This is a genomic window from Ralstonia sp. 1138 (assembly GCF_040544795.1).
GTDB lineage: Bacteria > Pseudomonadota > Gammaproteobacteria > Burkholderiales > Burkholderiaceae > Ralstonia > Ralstonia flatus.
Genome location: NZ_JBEPKQ010000006.1, coordinates 215,524 through 232,195, shown reverse-complemented (window position 1 = coordinate 232,195; position 16,672 = coordinate 215,524). Strand labels below are relative to the sequence as shown.

At 63.1% G+C, this 16,672-nt stretch carries 12 protein-coding genes; 4 read left to right on the top strand and 8 right to left on the bottom strand.

The features are described from left to right. Positions 1 to 26: 26 nt before the first annotated feature. The 7 genes from aroA to gyrA all read right to left on the bottom strand — a co-directional run bounded on the left by aroA (position 27) and on the right by gyrA (position 9,351). Positions 27 to 1,331 carry a 3-phosphoshikimate 1-carboxyvinyltransferase gene (gene aroA / locus ABIC76_RS23460; protein ID WP_354535413.1) on the bottom strand — a complete coding sequence of 435 codons (1,305 nt, stop codon included), beginning with the start codon at positions 1,329 to 1,331 and terminating at the stop codon, positions 27 to 29. A 25-nt stretch (positions 1,332 to 1,356) separates the two neighbouring features. Then, complete coding sequence (locus tag ABIC76_RS23455) at positions 1,357 to 2,265, bottom strand: prephenate dehydrogenase (RefSeq protein ID WP_354535412.1); 909 nt, start codon at positions 2,263 to 2,265, stop codon at positions 1,357 to 1,359. Positions 2,266 to 2,362: 97 nt separating this feature from the next. Then, on the bottom strand, positions 2,363 to 3,487 hold the full coding sequence (hisC, locus tag ABIC76_RS23450; RefSeq protein ID WP_354535411.1) for a histidinol-phosphate transaminase: 1,125 nt from the start codon (positions 3,485 to 3,487) through the stop codon (positions 2,363 to 2,365). Between the two features lie 52 nt (positions 3,488 to 3,539). Then, entirely contained in the window at positions 3,540 to 4,655 is a 1,116-nt protein-coding gene (gene pheA / locus ABIC76_RS23445; protein WP_354535410.1) for a prephenate dehydratase, read from the bottom strand. An 87-nt stretch (positions 4,656 to 4,742) separates the two neighbouring features. Beyond that, on the bottom strand, positions 4,743 to 5,879 hold the full coding sequence (gene serC / locus ABIC76_RS23440) for a 3-phosphoserine/phosphohydroxythreonine transaminase (protein ID WP_354535409.1): 1,137 nt from the start codon (positions 5,877 to 5,879) through the stop codon (positions 4,743 to 4,745). A 113-nt stretch (positions 5,880 to 5,992) separates the two neighbouring features. After that, on the bottom strand, positions 5,993 to 6,553 hold the full coding sequence (locus ABIC76_RS23435; RefSeq protein ID WP_012761551.1) for a DUF2059 domain-containing protein: 561 nt from the start codon (positions 6,551 to 6,553) through the stop codon (positions 5,993 to 5,995). Positions 6,554 to 6,681: 128 nt separating this feature from the next. Next, positions 6,682 to 9,351: a DNA gyrase subunit A gene (gyrA, locus tag ABIC76_RS23430; protein WP_027677884.1), complete on the bottom strand. Its 2,670-nt coding sequence runs from the start codon at positions 9,349 to 9,351 to the stop codon at positions 6,682 to 6,684. Positions 9,352 to 9,782: 431 nt separating this feature from the next. Here gyrA and ompA point away from each other — a divergent pair, with 431 nt between their 5' ends. Then, positions 9,783 to 10,439 (top strand): outer membrane protein OmpA, encoded by a 657-nt coding sequence (ompA, locus tag ABIC76_RS23425; protein ID WP_027677885.1) that lies wholly within the window; start codon positions 9,783 to 9,785, stop codon positions 10,437 to 10,439. A 176-nt stretch (positions 10,440 to 10,615) separates the two neighbouring features. Here ompA and ABIC76_RS23420 read toward each other — a convergent pair whose 3' ends face one another. Continuing rightward, complete coding sequence (locus tag ABIC76_RS23420) at positions 10,616 to 11,125, bottom strand: outer membrane lipoprotein (protein WP_027677886.1); 510 nt, start codon at positions 11,123 to 11,125, stop codon at positions 10,616 to 10,618. A 159-nt stretch (positions 11,126 to 11,284) separates the two neighbouring features. Here ABIC76_RS23420 and ubiG point away from each other — a divergent pair, with 159 nt between their 5' ends. The 3 genes from ubiG to ABIC76_RS23405 all read left to right on the top strand — a co-directional run bounded on the left by ubiG (position 11,285) and on the right by ABIC76_RS23405 (position 16,642). Continuing rightward, the gene (gene ubiG / locus ABIC76_RS23415) at positions 11,285 to 12,001 is read left to right on the top strand and encodes a bifunctional 2-polyprenyl-6-hydroxyphenol methylase/3-demethylubiquinol 3-O-methyltransferase UbiG (RefSeq protein ID WP_354535408.1); all 717 of its coding nucleotides are present in this window, start codon (positions 11,285 to 11,287) and stop codon (positions 11,999 to 12,001) included. Next, complete coding sequence (locus ABIC76_RS23410) at positions 11,998 to 12,687, top strand: HAD-IA family hydrolase (protein ID WP_354535407.1); 690 nt, start codon at positions 11,998 to 12,000, stop codon at positions 12,685 to 12,687. Before ubiG ends, ABIC76_RS23410 begins: the two co-directional genes overlap by 4 nt. A gap of 118 nt (positions 12,688 to 12,805) precedes the next feature. Further along, positions 12,806 to 16,642, top strand: coding sequence for a DUF748 domain-containing protein (locus ABIC76_RS23405; RefSeq protein WP_354535406.1), 3,837 nt, complete (start codon positions 12,806 to 12,808; stop codon positions 16,640 to 16,642). Positions 16,643 to 16,672 lie beyond the last annotated feature (30 nt).

Here is a 16,672-nt window from a genome sequence, read left to right as displayed (position 1 = left end):
TGAAAATACCGGCGGTTAATTGCGCTTCAAGCGGTGATGCCGCCGAAGGCCGTGAAATATTCCGGGAACGTCTTGCCGACGCAGCGCGGGTCGTTGATCCGCACCGGCACCGGGCCGAACGCCGCCAAGGAGAATGCCATCGCCATACGATGGTCATCGTAGGTGTCGATGCCACCGGCCGGCGGCGTCCATTGCGACGGAGGCGTCACGCGAATGTAGTCTGCGCCCTCCTCCACCTCGGCGCCGAGCTTGCGCAGTTCGGTGGCCATGGCGCTCAGGCGGTCGGTTTCCTTGACGCGCCAGCTCGCGATGTTCGTCAGCGTGGTCGTGCCGTCGGCAAACAGTGCAGCCACGGCCAGCGTCATTGCCGCATCTGGAATGTGGTTGCAATCCAACTCGACGGCGTGCAACTTGCCGTCGTCGCGTTCGACGCCGCGCACTTCGATCCAGTTGCCGCCGGCCATCACGTTGGCGCCCATGCGGTTCAGCGCGTCGGCAAAGCGGACATCGCCCTGGATGCTCGACATGCCAACGCCCTCCACACGCACCGGCCCGCCGCCCAGCGCACCGGCCGCGAGGAAGTACGACGCCGACGAGGCATCGCCTTCCACAAAGATCTCGCCCGGCGCCCTGTAGGCCACGCCGGTCGGCACCGTGAACGACGCCCAGCCGTCGCGCGCGACCTGCACGCCGAAGCGCGCCATCAGGTTCAGCGTGATCTCGATGTACGGCTTGGAAATCAATTCGCCAACCACTTCGATGGTGACGTTGCCGGCGGACTCCACCAGCGGCAATGCCATCAGCAGTGCCGTCAGGAACTGGCTCGACACATCGCCGCGCACGCGGATCGGCGCGTCGATCTTGACCGGTGCGGCGTGGATGGCCAGCGGCGGATAGCCCTCGTTGCCCGTGTAGTCGATGCGCGCACCGACTTGGCGCAGGCCGTCGACCAAGTCGCCGATCGGCCGTTCGTGCATGCGCGGCACGCCGTGCAGCGTGTACTCGCCACCTTGCAGCGCCAGTGCGGCCGTCAGCGGACGGATGGCTGTGCCAGCGTTGCCCATGAACAGGTCGGCCGACTTGCTCGGGAAGCGGCCGCCGGTGCCGGTGACACGGTATGCGTTGTCGCCCAGGCCTTCGACCGCGACGCCCAGCTTGCCCAGCGCATCGAGCATGACACGCGTGTCGTCAGAGTCGAGCAGGTCGCGCACCACGGTTTCGCCCTGCGCCAGTGCGGCCAGCAGCAGCACACGATTGGAGATGCTTTTCGAGCCCGGCAGCTTGATGTTGCCGCGCGCCGTCTTCAGCGGACCGACGTCGAGATGTTCCATGAATCGATTCAGTTGATAACAAACGTTATTCGGGTTGCGAGCCGGTGGCATTCGCCGATGCCGTGCGTTGCGGCCACGCCAGACGCGCCTCGCTGGCACGGCGGAACACGCGCTCGAGCGAGGCGCCGTCGTGCTCCGCAATCATCGTCTTCAGACGCCCGATCACGGCTTCATACGTCGTGAGCTCCCGCAGCAACGCATCGCGATTCGAGAGGCAGATGTCGCGCCACATCTCCGGCGACGATGCGGCAATGCGCGTGAAATCGCGGAAACCGCCGCCGGCAAAATCCAGCTTGAGCGAGGCATCTTCGGCATTGATGATCTGCGCGACCAACGCATACGACAGCACGTGCGGCAGGTGGCTGACGGCAGCGAACACGGCGTCGTGCTGCACGGCCGACATGATGTGGCAATAGGCGCCCGCCGCTTCCCACATCGCCTGCACACGCGCGATATCGCTGCGGCGGTTTTCCTGCAGGGGGCACAGCACGGTTTTCTTGCCGACATAGAGATCGGCCAAGGCCGCTTCCACGCCGTTCAGTTCTCGACCGGCAATCGGATGGGCAGGCACGAACTGGCTGACCTGGTCGCCCAGCGCCGTCTTGGCCGCCATGATGACGTCGGACTTGGTGCTGCCGGCGTCCGTGACGATGGTGTCCGGGCCCAGATGCGGTTGCATGGCCAGCAGCAACGGCAGCGTCTGTGCGACGGGCGCGCACAGCACGACCATGTCGGCGCCGCGCACGGCCTCTTCCATCGGCAGGGCTTCGTCGATCACGCCGAGTCGGATCGCCGCCTCAAGCGACGCAGCCGATCGCCCGACGCCCACGACATGCTGGACCACGCCCGCGCGACGCAAGGCCAGCGCCAGCGAACCGCCAATCAGGCCCACGCCGACAATCACCAACCGGGAACTCGAAAAAGAAGAGGCCACAACACCGCCCTGCCAGAAAAAAGCAAAGCGGCATTGTAGCCCGATGTGCTCGGCGCCCGATGCCTGAAACGGGGCGCCACGGCGGTTGCGACGGAAGTTACGCGGCCGCTTTTTCCTGCACCAGCGCTGCCTCCAGGGCTGCGATGAATGTGGCGTTCTCTTCCGGCAAGCCGATGCTGATGCGCAGCCATTGCGGCAAGCCGTAGTTGCCGACCGGACGCACGATCACACCTTGCTTGAGCAATGCAACGTTCACGCGCGCACCGGCGCTCGTGTCATCACCCACGCGAACCAGCACAAAATTGCCCGCGGACGGTACGTACTGCAGACCTAGCCGATCAAAGGCGTCCGTCAGTTGCACGTAGCCGGCAGCGTTCAGTTCGGCCGATTGGCGCAGAAACTCCGCGTCGTTGAGCGCCGCCACCGCCGCGGCTTGCGCCAGGCTGTTGACGTTGAACGGCTGGCGAATGCGGTTCAGCAGATCGGTCAACTGCGGTTGCGCAATGCCGTAGCCCACACGCAAACCGGCCAGCCCGTATGCCTTCGAGAACGTGCGCGACACCAGCAGGTTCGGGTATTGGCGCACCCAGGCAGTGGAGTCGTACTGCTGCTCCGGCTTCAGGAATTCGTTGTACGCCTCGTCCAGCACGACGACCACCGTCGGCGGCACCTTTGCCAGGAACGCCGCAATCGCATCGGCCGGCAGGAACGTGCCGGTCGGGTTGTTCGGATTGGCGATGTAGATCAGGCGGGTGTCCGGCGTGATGGCAGCGGCCATCGCGTCGAGGTCATGGCCGTAATCGCGGGCTGGCACCTCGATGGCGCGCGCGCCCACTTCCTGGGCCGCCAGCGCATACACGGCAAACGAATGCTGCGCGTAAATCACCGCCTGCCCGGGCGACACCAGCGCGCGAGCGGCCAACTCGAGAATGTCATTGCTGCCGTTGCCGAGCGTGATCCATGTTTCCGGCACGCCAAACTTGGCATGCAACGCAGCTTTCAGGCTGAAACCGTTGGCATCCGGATAGCGCGCCAGTTCGTCAATGGCCGCAGCCATCGCGTTCTTGGCTGACTGCGGCATGCCCAGCGGGTTTTCGTTGGACGCCAGCTTGACGATGCGCGCGGCATCCAGGCCAAACTCGCGTGCCACTTCGGAAATCGGCTTGCCGGCCACATAAGGGGCGATGGCGCGGACATACTCGGGGCCGAACTGCAAAGACATGGGGTGCTCCTCCGTTATCGACGCTCTGCCCGTGCAGAGCGCCTTGAATCCCTCAATGTGCCGAGGGATAGGACCCCAACACTTTGAAATACGCCGCGTCATGACGCAGCTTTTCCAGCGCGCGCGCTACTTGCGGGTCGCGCTGATGGCCTTCCACGTCGACGTAGAAGTAGTACTCCCAGGCGCCGCTGCGCGCCGGACGCGACTCGAAACGGCACATCGACACGCCGTTCTCGGCCAGCGGGGCCAGCAACTTGTAGACGGCACCGGCCTCGTTGGGCACCGACAAAATCAACGACGTCTGATCGCGCCCGCTCGGCTCCGTCTCGTAATTGCCGATCACGACAAAGCGCGTGCGGTTGTGCGGATCGTCTTCCACATTGGCACGCACCACATGCAGGCCGTAGCGGTTGGCCGCCTGCACGCTTGCCAGCGCGGCGACCGTTTCGTCATCGCCAGCCATGCGCGCGGCCTCGGCGTTGCTCGACACGGCCTCGCGCGGCAGGTTCGGATAGTTCGTGTTCAACCACCGTTGACACTGCGCCAGCGCCTGCGCATGCGCACGCACCACCTTCACCTGCGACATGTCGCCCGTCTTGTGCAGCAGGTTGTGATGCACCCGCAACGCAATCTCGCCGCTGATCTTCAGCGACGTCTGCAAGAACAGGTCGAGCGTGCGCGACACCACGCCTTCCGTCGAATTTTCGACCGGCACCACACCGCAATCAACCGTGCCGGACTCTGCCGCACGAAACACTTCATCGATGCTCGGGCACGGCATCGGCTGGATTTCGTGGCCGAAATGCGCGATCACCGCCTGCTCCGAGAACGTGCCCGCCGGCCCGAGGTAGCCGATGCGCAGCGCCTGCTCCAGGCCACGGCACGCCGACATCACCTCACGCCAGATGGCGGCGATGCTCTCGTCGTGCAGCGGCCCCGGATTGCCCGACTGCATCTTGCGAATGACCTGCAGTTCGCGATCCGGCCGGAATGCCGGCGACGAATAGCGCTTCTTCACCTCGCCCACTTCCTGCGCCACCTTGGCGCGGTCGGAAAGCAGTGCAAGCAGCTGGTTGTCGATGGCGTCGATCTGCGTGCGCAACGGCGCAAGCTCCGCCGCCAATGCGGCGTCCTTGTTTTGCTTCGTATCGTCTGACTGACTGGTCATTGTAGGAATCGGGTTCGGCAACGGATTGCAAATTGCCGCGCGAAGCGGGCGCTTCGCGCAATGTTCTGCCGTGATCGAGGATCAGCGTTACGCGGACGCTCTTTCAAAGTCACGCATGAAGTCGACCAGCGCCTCAACACCTTCCAGCGGCATCGCGTTGTAGATGCTCGCCCGCATGCCGCCCACGGACTTGTGGCCCTTGAGCTGCACCAACCCGCGCTCGCGCGCCTGCGTGAGGAAGGCCTCGTTGCGGGATTCATCGTTGAGGAAGAACGGCACGTTCATGCGCGACCGGCACGTCGGATGGATTTCGTTGCGGTAGAAGCTGCTGGCGTCGATAAAGTCGTACAGCATCTTCGACTTGATGATGTTGCGCGTCTCCAGCGCCTCGACCCCGCCCTGACGCTTGATCCACTGGAACACGAGCCCCGCGATGTAGATGGCGTACGTGGGCGGCGTGTTGTACATCGAGCCGTTCTCGGCCACGAGACGCCAGTTGAATGCGGACGGGCACAACGGATGTGCGTGGCCCAGAAGGTCCTTGTGGACGATGGCAATCGTCAGGCCGGCGGGGCCGATGTTTTTCTGCGCACCGCCATACAGGACCTGATAGCCGTTCCAGTCGATCGGCCGCGAGAGGATGTGGCTGGACACGTCGGACACCACCACTCGCCCGTGCGCCTGACCAACGTCGGGCGTCTCCTGAAATTCAACGCCAACAATGGTCTCGTTCGTACACAGGTGCACGTAGGCCGCATCCGACGACAGCTTCCAAGTCGACACATCCGGAATCTTCTGGAAGCGCTCAGCCTCGCTCGTGGCGGCGATGTTCACCTCGCCGTACTTGCGCGCCTCCTGCTGCGACTTGACCGACCACGTGCCGGTGACGACGTAATCCGCCTTCGGCGCATCGGCCGACAGCCGGCGCATCAGGTTCAGCGGCACAATGGCGTTCTCGGCGATGGCGCCCCCTTGCAAGAAGAGGATTTCGTAGTTGTCCGGCACCGCCAGCAGCTGCCGCAAATCGCTGAACGCTGCCGCCAGAATGCTTTCGAATTCCCGGCCGCGATGGCTCATTTCCATCACGCTCATGCCGCTGCCGTGCCAGGAGACCATCTCCTCCTTCGCCTGTTCCAGCACCTCGAGCGGCAGCACTGCCGGCCCTGCCGAAAAGTTGTACACACGCGCCTGGCTGGCTTGGAGGGCTCGATCCGCTTGGTTCATAGGACGAAGGGCAAAAGAAAAATGGCTGTCTGGGCGCAAACCCAAACAGCCATTATCTACCAACTGACAGCCCGACGGGGATTGTGTCCCGATCGTCTGTCTATGCCGGTCAATTACTTCGCAGCAGCGGCGACTTCCTTGTCAGCCATGTCGCGCATCTTCTTGCCGACTTGCGGACCGTACTTCTGCATCACGTTGCCCCACACTTCCTGCATGGCCTTGCCTTGGTTAGCCATGAACTTCTGGCCGCTCGGCGTCTTCAGGAACGTGGTCAGGTCCTTGATTTCCTGGGTCGAGTAGTACTTGCCCAGCGAGTCATAGTGGGCTTGCAGGGCGTCCTTGCGGAAGGCTTCCGTGTCGAAGTCCTTGCCAGCGCCGTCGGTCATGCGCTGCACAGCGCCATTCTTCTTCAGCTTGTCGACAGCCGCTTGCTTCTGCTTGTCGTTCAGAGTCTTGTTCTCGACCAGTGCCTGCTCCAGCACCAGCGGGGCTTCCTGCTTTGCGCCGTTGGCCAGCACTTCACCCTGACCCTTGATGGCTGCGTCGACGTTCATCGTCGTCAGCAGGTCCTTGATGGCTGCCGTCTTGTCAGCGTCGCCAGCCTGCGCGAATGCAAACAGCGGAGCGAAACCGGCCACCACGATCAGATGTTTGAGTTTGAGACTCTTGTGCATTGTTGCTCCCTTGAGATAAGCGTTGCGTTTAGGCCGGGCGTGTGATGCAAAAGTTCCAGGCCCTTGCCGCGCACAGGTCCGGCATCATGACAGAACTGCGCCTAACGGCAAGCAAAAGATGTTTCTAATTATGTCTCGCTGCTGTCATCCGACTGCGCATCGGCACCCGGGGCGGCATCCGCCGCATCGGCGCCTTCAACAGCATCCGCGCCTTCAGCATCGGACTCCATCACACGTTGCAGCCCGGACAGCTTGTTGCCCTCACCCACCGAGATGAGCGTGACGCCCTGCGTGGCGCGACCCATTTCGCGGATCTCGTCCACACGCGTACGGATCAGCACGCCACCTGTCGTGATCAGCATGATCTCGTCTTCAGGCGCCACCAGCGCCGCAGCCACGACCTTGCCGTTACGCTCCGAGGTCTGGATGGCGATCATGCCCTTCGTGCCGCGGCCATGACGGGTGTATTCCGAGATCGGGGTGCGCTTGCCGTAGCCGTTTTCGGTGGCCGTCAGCACGCTACCCGCACCGGATTGAGCCCCTTCGCCTGCGGTTTCTGCCGGCGCGACCAACATGGCGATCACCTGCTGGTTCTCTTCGAGGTTCATGCCGCGAACACCGCGGGCCTGGCGGCCCATCGGGCGCACGTCGTTCTCATCGAAGCGCACCGCCTTGCCGGCGTCCGAGAACAGCATCACGTCGTGCTGACCATCGGTAATGTCTGCGCCGATGAGGAAATCGCCCTCGTCCAGATCCACCGCAATGATCCCGGCCTTGCGCGGGTTCGAGAATTCCGTCAGCGCCGTCTTTTTGACCGTCCCCTTGGAGGTGGCCATGAACACGAAGTGCTGTTCGTCGAACTGCTTCACCGGAAGGATCACGTTGATCTTCTCGCCCGGCGACAGCGGGAACATATTGACGATCGGACGACCGCGCGAGTTGCGGCTGCCCTGCGGCACTTCCCACACCTTCAGCCAGTACAGACGGCCGCGGTTCGAGAAGCAGAGGATGTAGTCGTGCGTGTTGGCGACAAACAGCGTGTCGATCCAGTCGTCTTCCTTCGTCGCAGCAGCCTGCTTGCCGCGCCCGCCACGCTTTTGCGCGCGGTACTCGGAAATCGGCTGGCTCTTCATGTAGCCGCTGTGGGACAGCGTCACCACAAGATCCTGCGGCGTAATGAGGTCTTCTGTATCCAACTCCGTGGCATTGTGCTCGATCTGCGAGCGGCGCTCGTCGCCGAATTCCGCGCGGATCGCGGTGAGTTCCTCGACGATGATGGCGGTAATGCGCTCCGGCCGCGCCAGGATGTCCAACAGATCGGCGATCTGCGCCATCACTTCGCGGTATTCCTGGACGATCTTGTCCTGTTCCAGCCCGGTGAGGCGTTGCAGGCGCATCTGCAGAATTTCCTGCGCCTGCGTGTCCGACAGCTTGTACAGGCCATCGGCTTGCATACCAAACGCGGGCAGCAGACCTTCAGGGCGATACGCTGCGCCGCCACCCGAGGTTTCGCTTTCCGCGCGAACGAGCATGTCGCGCACGAGGCCCGAATCCCAGCTGCGGCTCATCAACTCGGCTTTCGCGACCGGCGGAGTCGGCGCCGCCTTGATGATGGCGATGAACTCGTCGATGTTCGCAAGCGCCACAGCCAGGCCTTCGAGGATGTGGCCGCGCTCGCGCGCCTTGCGCAGATCAAATACGGTGCGACGCGTTACCACCTCGCGGCGGTGCAGCAGGAAGCACTCCAGCATCTGGCGCAGGTTCAGCAGCCGCGGCTGGCCGTCGACCAGCGCGACCATGTTCATGCCGAACGTATCCTGCAGCTGCGTATTCTTATAGAGGTTGTTGAGCACAACCTCCGGCACCTCGCCGCGCTTGAGTTCGATCACCACGCGCATGCCGGACTTGTCCGACTCGTCGCGAATGTCCGAAATGCCTTCGATCCGCTTTTCGGTGACCAGCTCGGCGATACGCTCGAGCAGCGTGCGCTTGTTAACTTGATACGGCAGCTCGTCGACGATGATCGCCTGGCGCTGGCCGCGGTCGATATCCTCGAAGTGCGTCTTGGCGCGCATCACCACGCGGCCGCGGCCGGTGCGATAGCCCTCGCGGACACCCGAAATGCCGTAGATGATGCCCGCCGTCGGGAAGTCCGGCGCTGGAATCAGTTCGATCAGCTCGTCGACCGTCGCTTCCGGGTTGCGCAGCAAGTGCAAGCAGCCATCGACGACTTCGTTCAGGTTGTGCGGCGGAATGTTCGTCGCCATACCCACCGCAATCCCGGACGAACCGTTGATTAGCAAGTTGGGAATGCGCGCCGGCAAAACGGACGGTTCAGTTTCGGAGCCGTCGTAGTTCGGCTCGAAATTGACCGTTTCCTTGTCGAGGTCGGCCAGCAGTTCGTGGGCAATCTTCGACAGGCGGATTTCGGTGTAACGCATCGCCGCGGCGTTGTCGCCGTCGACCGAGCCGAAGTTGCCCTGGCCGTCGACGAGCATGTAGCGCAGCGAGAAGTTCTGCGCCATCCGCACGATGGTGTCGTATACAGCAGTGTCGCCGTGAGGATGATACTTACCAATCACATCCCCGACAATACGGGCGGACTTCTTATAGGGGCGATTCCAGTCGTTGTTCAGCTCGTGCATCGAGTAAAGCGCGCGGCGATGCACCGGCTTGAGACCATCCCGCACATCTGGAAGCGCGCGGCCCACGATCACGCTCATGGCGTAAGCGAGGTACGAACTACGCATTTCTTCTTCGAGCGATACCGGGAGTGTCTCTTTGGCGAATTGATCCATTGGGCGAACGGTGGGAGGTCCCTAGTGAGCGTAGTGATGCGCACTACAGGACGCTGCGGTTGCGCGAATAACAGAACATTTTACCATGCCGCAAGCCCCCTCCCCTCATACGCGCGAGCGACGCATCGTCAACCCCGGGCACGTTCCCTGCGAGAGAGGGCAAAACCGGCGACCCAATCCCCATAAGGGTTTGCGAGCCATTTCCTGCCTTGTTGCGTACACACCACAAGGCCATGGCGCCCCGTTCGAATCGCTTATATTTGCTTTTTAGGAGTGCGTGCTTGTGGCACAATCCCCCAGCGAAGAGGCAGACATTGTTCGAAGTGGAGCCTTCACCACACCGAGAATGTTATACTCCGAAGAATGTATGACTTGTTTTCGTCCCATCTGCTCGCAGTCTTCTGCGGTGATCTCATCCTGAGAGGAGAAATATGAAAAAATTTGCCAAGCTCGCGTTCGCTGCAGCTGCGGTAGCCATGGCTGCGTCCGCTTACGCTCAGTCGGTGCCCTACGAAAAGAAGGCCGTCAACGACAACTGGGGTAACGGCACGAGCGAGTGGGTCTGGAAGAACGGCACGAACGAACTGTGCTGGCGCAATGGCTTCTGGACGCCGGCAACCGCCAACGCTCAGTGCGACGGCGCTCTGGCTCCGGCTGCTGCTCCGACGGCTACCCCGGCTGCTCCGGCTGCCCCGGTTGTGTCGAGCGAAAAGGTTACGTTCGCTGCTGACACCCTGTTCGATTTCGACAAGGCTGTGCTGAAGCCGGAAGGCAAGGCCAAGCTGGACGACCTGGTCTCGAAGCTGAATGGCATCAACCTGGAAGTCGTGATCGCCGTTGGCCACACCGACTCGTTCGGCTCGGACAAGTACAACGACCGCCTGTCGGTCCGTCGTGCTGAAGCCGTCAAGGGCTACCTGGTCAGCAAGGGCATCGAAGCCAACCGTGTCTACACGGAAGGCAAGGGCAAGCGCCAGCTGAAGGTTGATCCGAAGTCGTGCAAGGGCGCTCGCAAGGCACAAATCGCCTGCCAGCAACCGAACCGCCGCGTGGACGTCGAAGTGGTTGGCACCCGCAAGGCTCAGTAATTCGGTTCACACCGGGAAAAAGCCCAGCGAAAGCTGGGCTTTTTTTCGCCTATACGTCGGTAGACGCTCTGCATGGGTCTACTGAACAAATATGCATTAAAAAAGCGATGACGCCAAACGCGCCATCGCTTTTTTGTTTTGGGACACCGGAGGCCCCTACCTCATAACCGCCCTTCTTACTGATAGGAAGGTGTCGCCTGATCGTTGGCGACCATGGCGCGATCGCCAACACGCAGGTTGTTCGGATTCCGTTGCGTCACGGTCGCGACGCGGCCATCGTCCAGGCGCACGCTGATGCGGTACACGGTTTGCCCACCGGCACCGGCACGCTGCTCAACCTGATTGCCTGCATAGGCGCCGAGTGCTGCGCCGCCAATGGTCGCGACCGTGTTACCCGTACCGCCGCCAACTTGGTGACCCAGGATACCGCCGGCCACACCACCGATGATCGTGCCCAAGATGCCTGGGCTATTTGCCGGGGCTTGCATCGGCTGAATCGATTCGACTCGGCCGTAAAGTGCGCCCGTTTGCTGCGGCTGCCCGCCATAAGCCGGTTGCTGGCCGTACGCCGGAGGCTGTTGAGCATACCCGCCGTTATAGCCACCGCCGTAACCCGGCGCGGCGCATCCAGCCAGGACCGTCAGGCCCACAACACCCGCTGCTATCAGAATTTGTTTGGATTTCATTGATCTCTCCTTGAGCGAAGGTGACAGTTGGAGGAATTGCATGCGCGTTTGTTCACGTCTGTTTCAATGTGAAACCTTTTTGCAGACCCCTGATTTGGTCGGGGCCTCGCTTTTTGGTACATTTCCTCACCTAGCCGATATGCCCTGGCGCAGCGCAACATGACGACCATTCACGCGAACGCCGATCCCGGCGAACTCGAAAAATTCAGCGAACTCGCCCACCGCTGGTGGGACCCGAACAGCGAGTTCAAACCCCTGCACGAAATCAACCCGCTGCGCCTCGACTGGATCCAATCCATCGCGCCGCTGGCCGGCAAACGCGTCGTCGACGTCGGCTGCGGCGGCGGCATTCTCTCTGAGAGCATGGCGCGTGCCGGGGCCAGCGTCAAAGGCATCGATCTGTCTCGCAAAGCATTGCGTGTCGCCGACCTGCATAGCCTCGAGGCGGGCGTTACCGTGGATTACGAGGAGATCGCCGCAGAAGCGTTGGCCGCTCGTGAGCCCAGCAGCTTTGACGTGGTCACTTGCATGGAGATGCTCGAACATGTGCCCGATCCGGCCTCCGTTGTGCGCGCTTGTGCGACGCTCGTAAAACCGGGCGGATACGTGTTTTTCTCGACCATCCATCGAAACGCCAAGGCGTATCTGCTGGCCGTCATTGGCGCGGAATACGTGCTCAACATGCTGCCGCGCGGCACGCATGATTACGCCAAGTTCATCCGCCCCTCAGAGCTGAGCGCGTTCGTCCGTGGTGCCGGACTCCAGGCGCAAGAGATGCGGGGGCTGGAATACAACCCGATCAGCGGCCGCTACGCCCTCACGCGTGACACCAGCGTCAACTACCTGATGGCGACACGCCGTCCGGCTGAAGCATGACGATGAGCCGCTTTCCCGATCCGCTGGGTGCGGTGCTGTTCGATCTGGATGGCACGCTTGCGGACACGGCGCCCGATCTGGCCGCCGCAGCCAACAAGGTGCGCACCGATCGGGGCCTCGAGCCGGTGGACTATGAAGCGCTGCGCCCCGTTGCCTCGCATGGCGCCCGGGGCCTGATCGGCGTGGCCTTCGGCGTTGGGCCGGGGGATGCCGAATTCGAGTCGCTACGGCTGGCGTTTCTTGCCAACTACGAGGCGGAAATCTGCGTGCGAACGCAACTGTTTCCGGGCATGGCTGAGGTGCTGGTCGAACTCGGCCGCGCGGGCATTCCTTGGGGCATCGTCACCAACAAGTCGGGCCGGCTGACGGTGCCGCTGGTTGCACAGTTACCGTTTCCGGTACCGCCGGCCTGCGTCGTTGCGGGCGACACCACCCCGCACGCAAAACCCCACCCTGCCCCGCTGCTGCATGCAGCCGAATCCATCGGCGTCGACGCACGGCAGATCGTCTACGTGGGCGACGACCTGCGTGACATTGAAGCCGGCCGCGCTGCCGGCATGCCTACCATTGCGGCCAGTTACGGCTATTGTGGTAATGGGCCGTCGCCAGTGGAATGGCGCGCCGATGCGCTGATCTCCAGCGCAGCTGAACTGATTCCGCTGCTGCTGGAATCGCAACGCGCTTGATCCCGATGCCCAGGTGAATGCCTGGGCGCCGCACCTTTCAGGACCGCTGCCTCCCACAGGGACGTGGCGGTTGACCGACTGACGAAGTAGGCCACGCCGTGGCCGGACCGACACCAGCATGAGCACCTCCCCCGATTCGCGTCCTGACCTGCAATCGAATACCCACAGCTGGCGCGCGCGGCTTGATCGCGTGCGCAGTACGGCCGGCTGGCAACGCGCGGCACAGGTTGGCACATCGCGTCGCACGAAGCGCATCGGGATCGGCGTGCTGATCTTTCTGGTGGTGTTCGGGTTGCTGGGCGCATTCGGTGGGCCGCCGCTGCTGCGCCACCTGGCGCAAACACAGCTAAGCAAGCTGCTGGAACGGCCGGTTTCCGTCGGCAAGATCGGCATCAACCCATACACGCTGCGGCTTGATGTCGACCAGCTCCACATTGCCGAGCGCGACGGCAAAACCCCGTTCGTCGACGTGGGCCATCTGCATGTGAACGCGTCGTGGAGTTCGATCTTCCGCCGCGCGCCCGTCATCGAAGAACTCAGCATCGATGCGCCGCACGTGCGTATCGTGCGCACCGCCGAGCAGCGCTTCAACTTCTCCGACATCGTCGACAAGCTGACGCAGCCGGACAACCCGCCCAAACCCAAGTCGGACGAACCGGCGCGCTTCGCCTTCGCCAACCTGCAGTTGACGAACGGCACGATCGATTTTGCCGACCAGCCGCTTGGTGCGCAGCACAAGGTGGACGGATTGCAGATCGGCGTGCCTTTCCTGGCGAGCCTGCCCGCTGACGTGGACATCTTCGTGCAGCCGCTGCTGGCGGCCCGCATCGACGGTGCGCCGCTGCATTTCGCGGGCAAGACAAAGCCGTTTGCCGAGTCGCTCGAATCGAACCTCAACATCAAGATCGACGGTCTGGATCTGCCCCGCTACCTCAGTTACGTGCCGGGCCCGCTACCGGTGTCGGTGCCGCAGGGCAAGCTGACGACCGACCTGACGATCGACTTCCAGAAACCGAAAAGCGGCGCGCCGGTGCTGCGCGTGCATGGCACTGCCGGCCTCGACAACCTGCAAGTGGTCGACGCCAGGAAAGCGCCATTGGTTGCCGCCAAACAGGTGCGCGCAACACTTGCCGACGTGCGGCCGCTCGACAACGTATTCCACCTTGATGCGCTGACGCTTGATGGCGTGCGCGTCGACGCCACGCGGGGTGCTGATGGCGCCATCAATTTCGCGCAACTCGGCGGCAAGCCCTCGCATGCCGAGGCGAAGCCCGCCAAACCCGAGCCCGCACCAACCGCCAAGCCGAAACCGTTGGATGTGGTGATCAGCAAGCTGCAACTGGCCGACAGCACCGTCCATTGGCATGACGCAACCACGCAGCCGGCTGCCGACCTGACGCTGGAAGACCTTCGCGGCGACATTGGCGTGCGCACCCTGGGCGGCCCGACCACGCTCGATGTGGGTGCCAAGCTGGCGCAGGGCGGCACGCTGAACGTCAAAGGCAACACGTCGCTGGAGAAGAACACCGGCGAGTTGGAGCTGAAGCTGGAAGGCGTGAAGCTGGCTGGCATCGGCCCGTATCTGCGCCAGGCCGGTGCGCCGCAATTGCAGAACGGCGCGCTGTCGGCCGACGGCAAGGTGGCGCTCGACTTCGGGCCGGACAAATTCAACATACGTGCCGAGCCGCTCACCGCGAGCCTGACCGATCTGTCGCTGGTGCCCGCCTCGGGCAAGGACACCGCGCTGCGTGCCAAGCTGCTGCGCGCGGATGTAAAGAGCTTCGACCTGAGCGCTCGCACCCTCGCATTGAACGAGGTGCGCGCCGACGGCCTGCAGATTGACGCCTTGCGCAAGAAGGACGGCACGACCACGTTGACGCTGCTCGATGGGCCGCAGCCAGCGGCGGGCAAGTCGGCAGCGCCCGCCAAGTCCAGCGCAAAATCAAATGCCCCAGCCGAAAAACCGTGGGCAGTGACCGTGCAGACGTTGAAGCTGGACAACAGCGCCGTCGGCTTTGAAGACCAATCGAACTCGCGTCCGGTCAAGGTGCGTGTCGAGCCGCTGAACGTGGTCGTGCAGAACGCCTCCACCGATCTCGGCAAACCCGTCAACGTGCAGATCGGTGCGGGGCTGGGCACGAAGGGCAAGCTCGATGTGCGCGGCGAGGTGGTGCCGCAGCCGCTGAAGGCCGACCTGCGCGTGAACTCGCAAAACCTGTCGCTGGCGGGTTTCGACCCATATCTCGACAAATCGCTGAATGCGGCGATTACGAGCGCGCTGCTCTCGATGGACGGACGTCTCGTACTCAATCAGGGCAAGGCGCTGACGGTCAACTACCAGGGCAACGCGACGCTGGGCAACGTGCGGTTGCAAGACCGTGTGAGTTCGGACGATTTCCTGCGCTGGCGCTCACTCGCGCTCAACCGCATCCAGGCCAACTACGACGGCACCACGCCGCGTGTGCGCGTGGGCGCTGTGGCGCTGTCGACGTTCTACGCGCGGATCATCATCAATGCGAATGGACGCCTGAACCTGCAGGACATCCGCGTGCAGCCGACCGAGGAGCGACGCTCGCTGACCCAGAGCGAACCTGCATCGGCGTCGGGCGCTGCAGCTTCTGCCCCGGCAGCCGCGCCCGTAGTCGCTTCGGCCCCGGCCCCGGCCCCGGCACCGGCACCGGCACCGGCACCGGCACCGGCACCGGCACCGGCACCGGCATCGGCATCGGCCGTGACCGTCACGGCCACCGGCCCCACGCCCAAAGCCGGCGGCGCCGACCTGCGTGTGGACGCCATCACGCTGCAGGACGGCAACATTCGCTTTACCGACAACTTCGTCAAGCCGAACTACACCGCCAACCTGACCGCCATCGGCGGCTCGATCGGCACCATCAGCACGGCCGCCAACCAGACACCCGCCGACGTGACGCTGCGCGGCAGTGTCGACAGCACGGCGCCTGTGGACATCCACGGCAAGGTCAACCCGCTCGCCCCCACGGCCTTTGTGGACCTCACGGCCAAGGCCGACGGCGTGGAACTGACCAACCTCACGCCCTACTCCGCCAAATATGCCGGCTACCCGATCACCAAGGGCAAGCTGACGATGGATCTGCACTACCTGTTAGACCAGGGCAAGCTGACCGCCGACAACCACATCTTCATTGACCAGCTGACCTTCGGCGACCGCGTAGAAAGCAAGGACGCGACCAATCTGCCGGTGCGGCTGGCAGTGGCGCTGCTGAAGAATTCGCGCGGCGAGATCGATGTGCGCGTGCCGGTATCCGGCTCGTTGGATGACCCGCAATTCAGCATCGGCGGCGTCATCCTGCGTGCATTCGTCAACCTCATCGCGCGCGCCGTGACGGCGCCGTTCTCGTTGCTGGCCAGCGCGTTTGGAGGCAGCGGAGGCGAAGAACTCGGCTACATCGAGTTCGATCCGGGCACTTCGAACATCAGCCAGGCATCGGTGGCGAAGCTGGACAAACTTGCCACGGCGCTAAAGGACCGCCCTGCGCTGAAGGTGGACATCGTCGGCCGAGTCGATCCGGAATTCGACCGCGACGGCCTGCGCCGGGAGGCCGTGAACCGCCAGATTCGCGAGCAGAAGCTCAAGGACGCCGGCGACGCTGCCGAGGCAGATACCACCGTCAAGCCGGAAGAGGAAACCAAGTACCTTGAACGCGCCTACAAAGCCGCCAAATTCCCGAAACCACGCAACGTGATCGGGCTTGCCAAATCGTTGCCCCCTGACGAGATGCGCAAGCTGATGGAAACCAATGTACAGGTGACGGATGCGGACCTCCGAGAACTCGCCCAGCGCCGCGCCAACGCCGTTCATGTGGCGCTGGCCGAACGTGTGGATCCTGGACGTCTCTTTGTCGTGGCGCCCAAGCTCAACGCGGACGGCATCAAGGACAAGGGCAAAACGACACGGGTTGATTTCTCGCTGAAGTAGCCCATCTATGGGATAATTCACCTTTCCTTA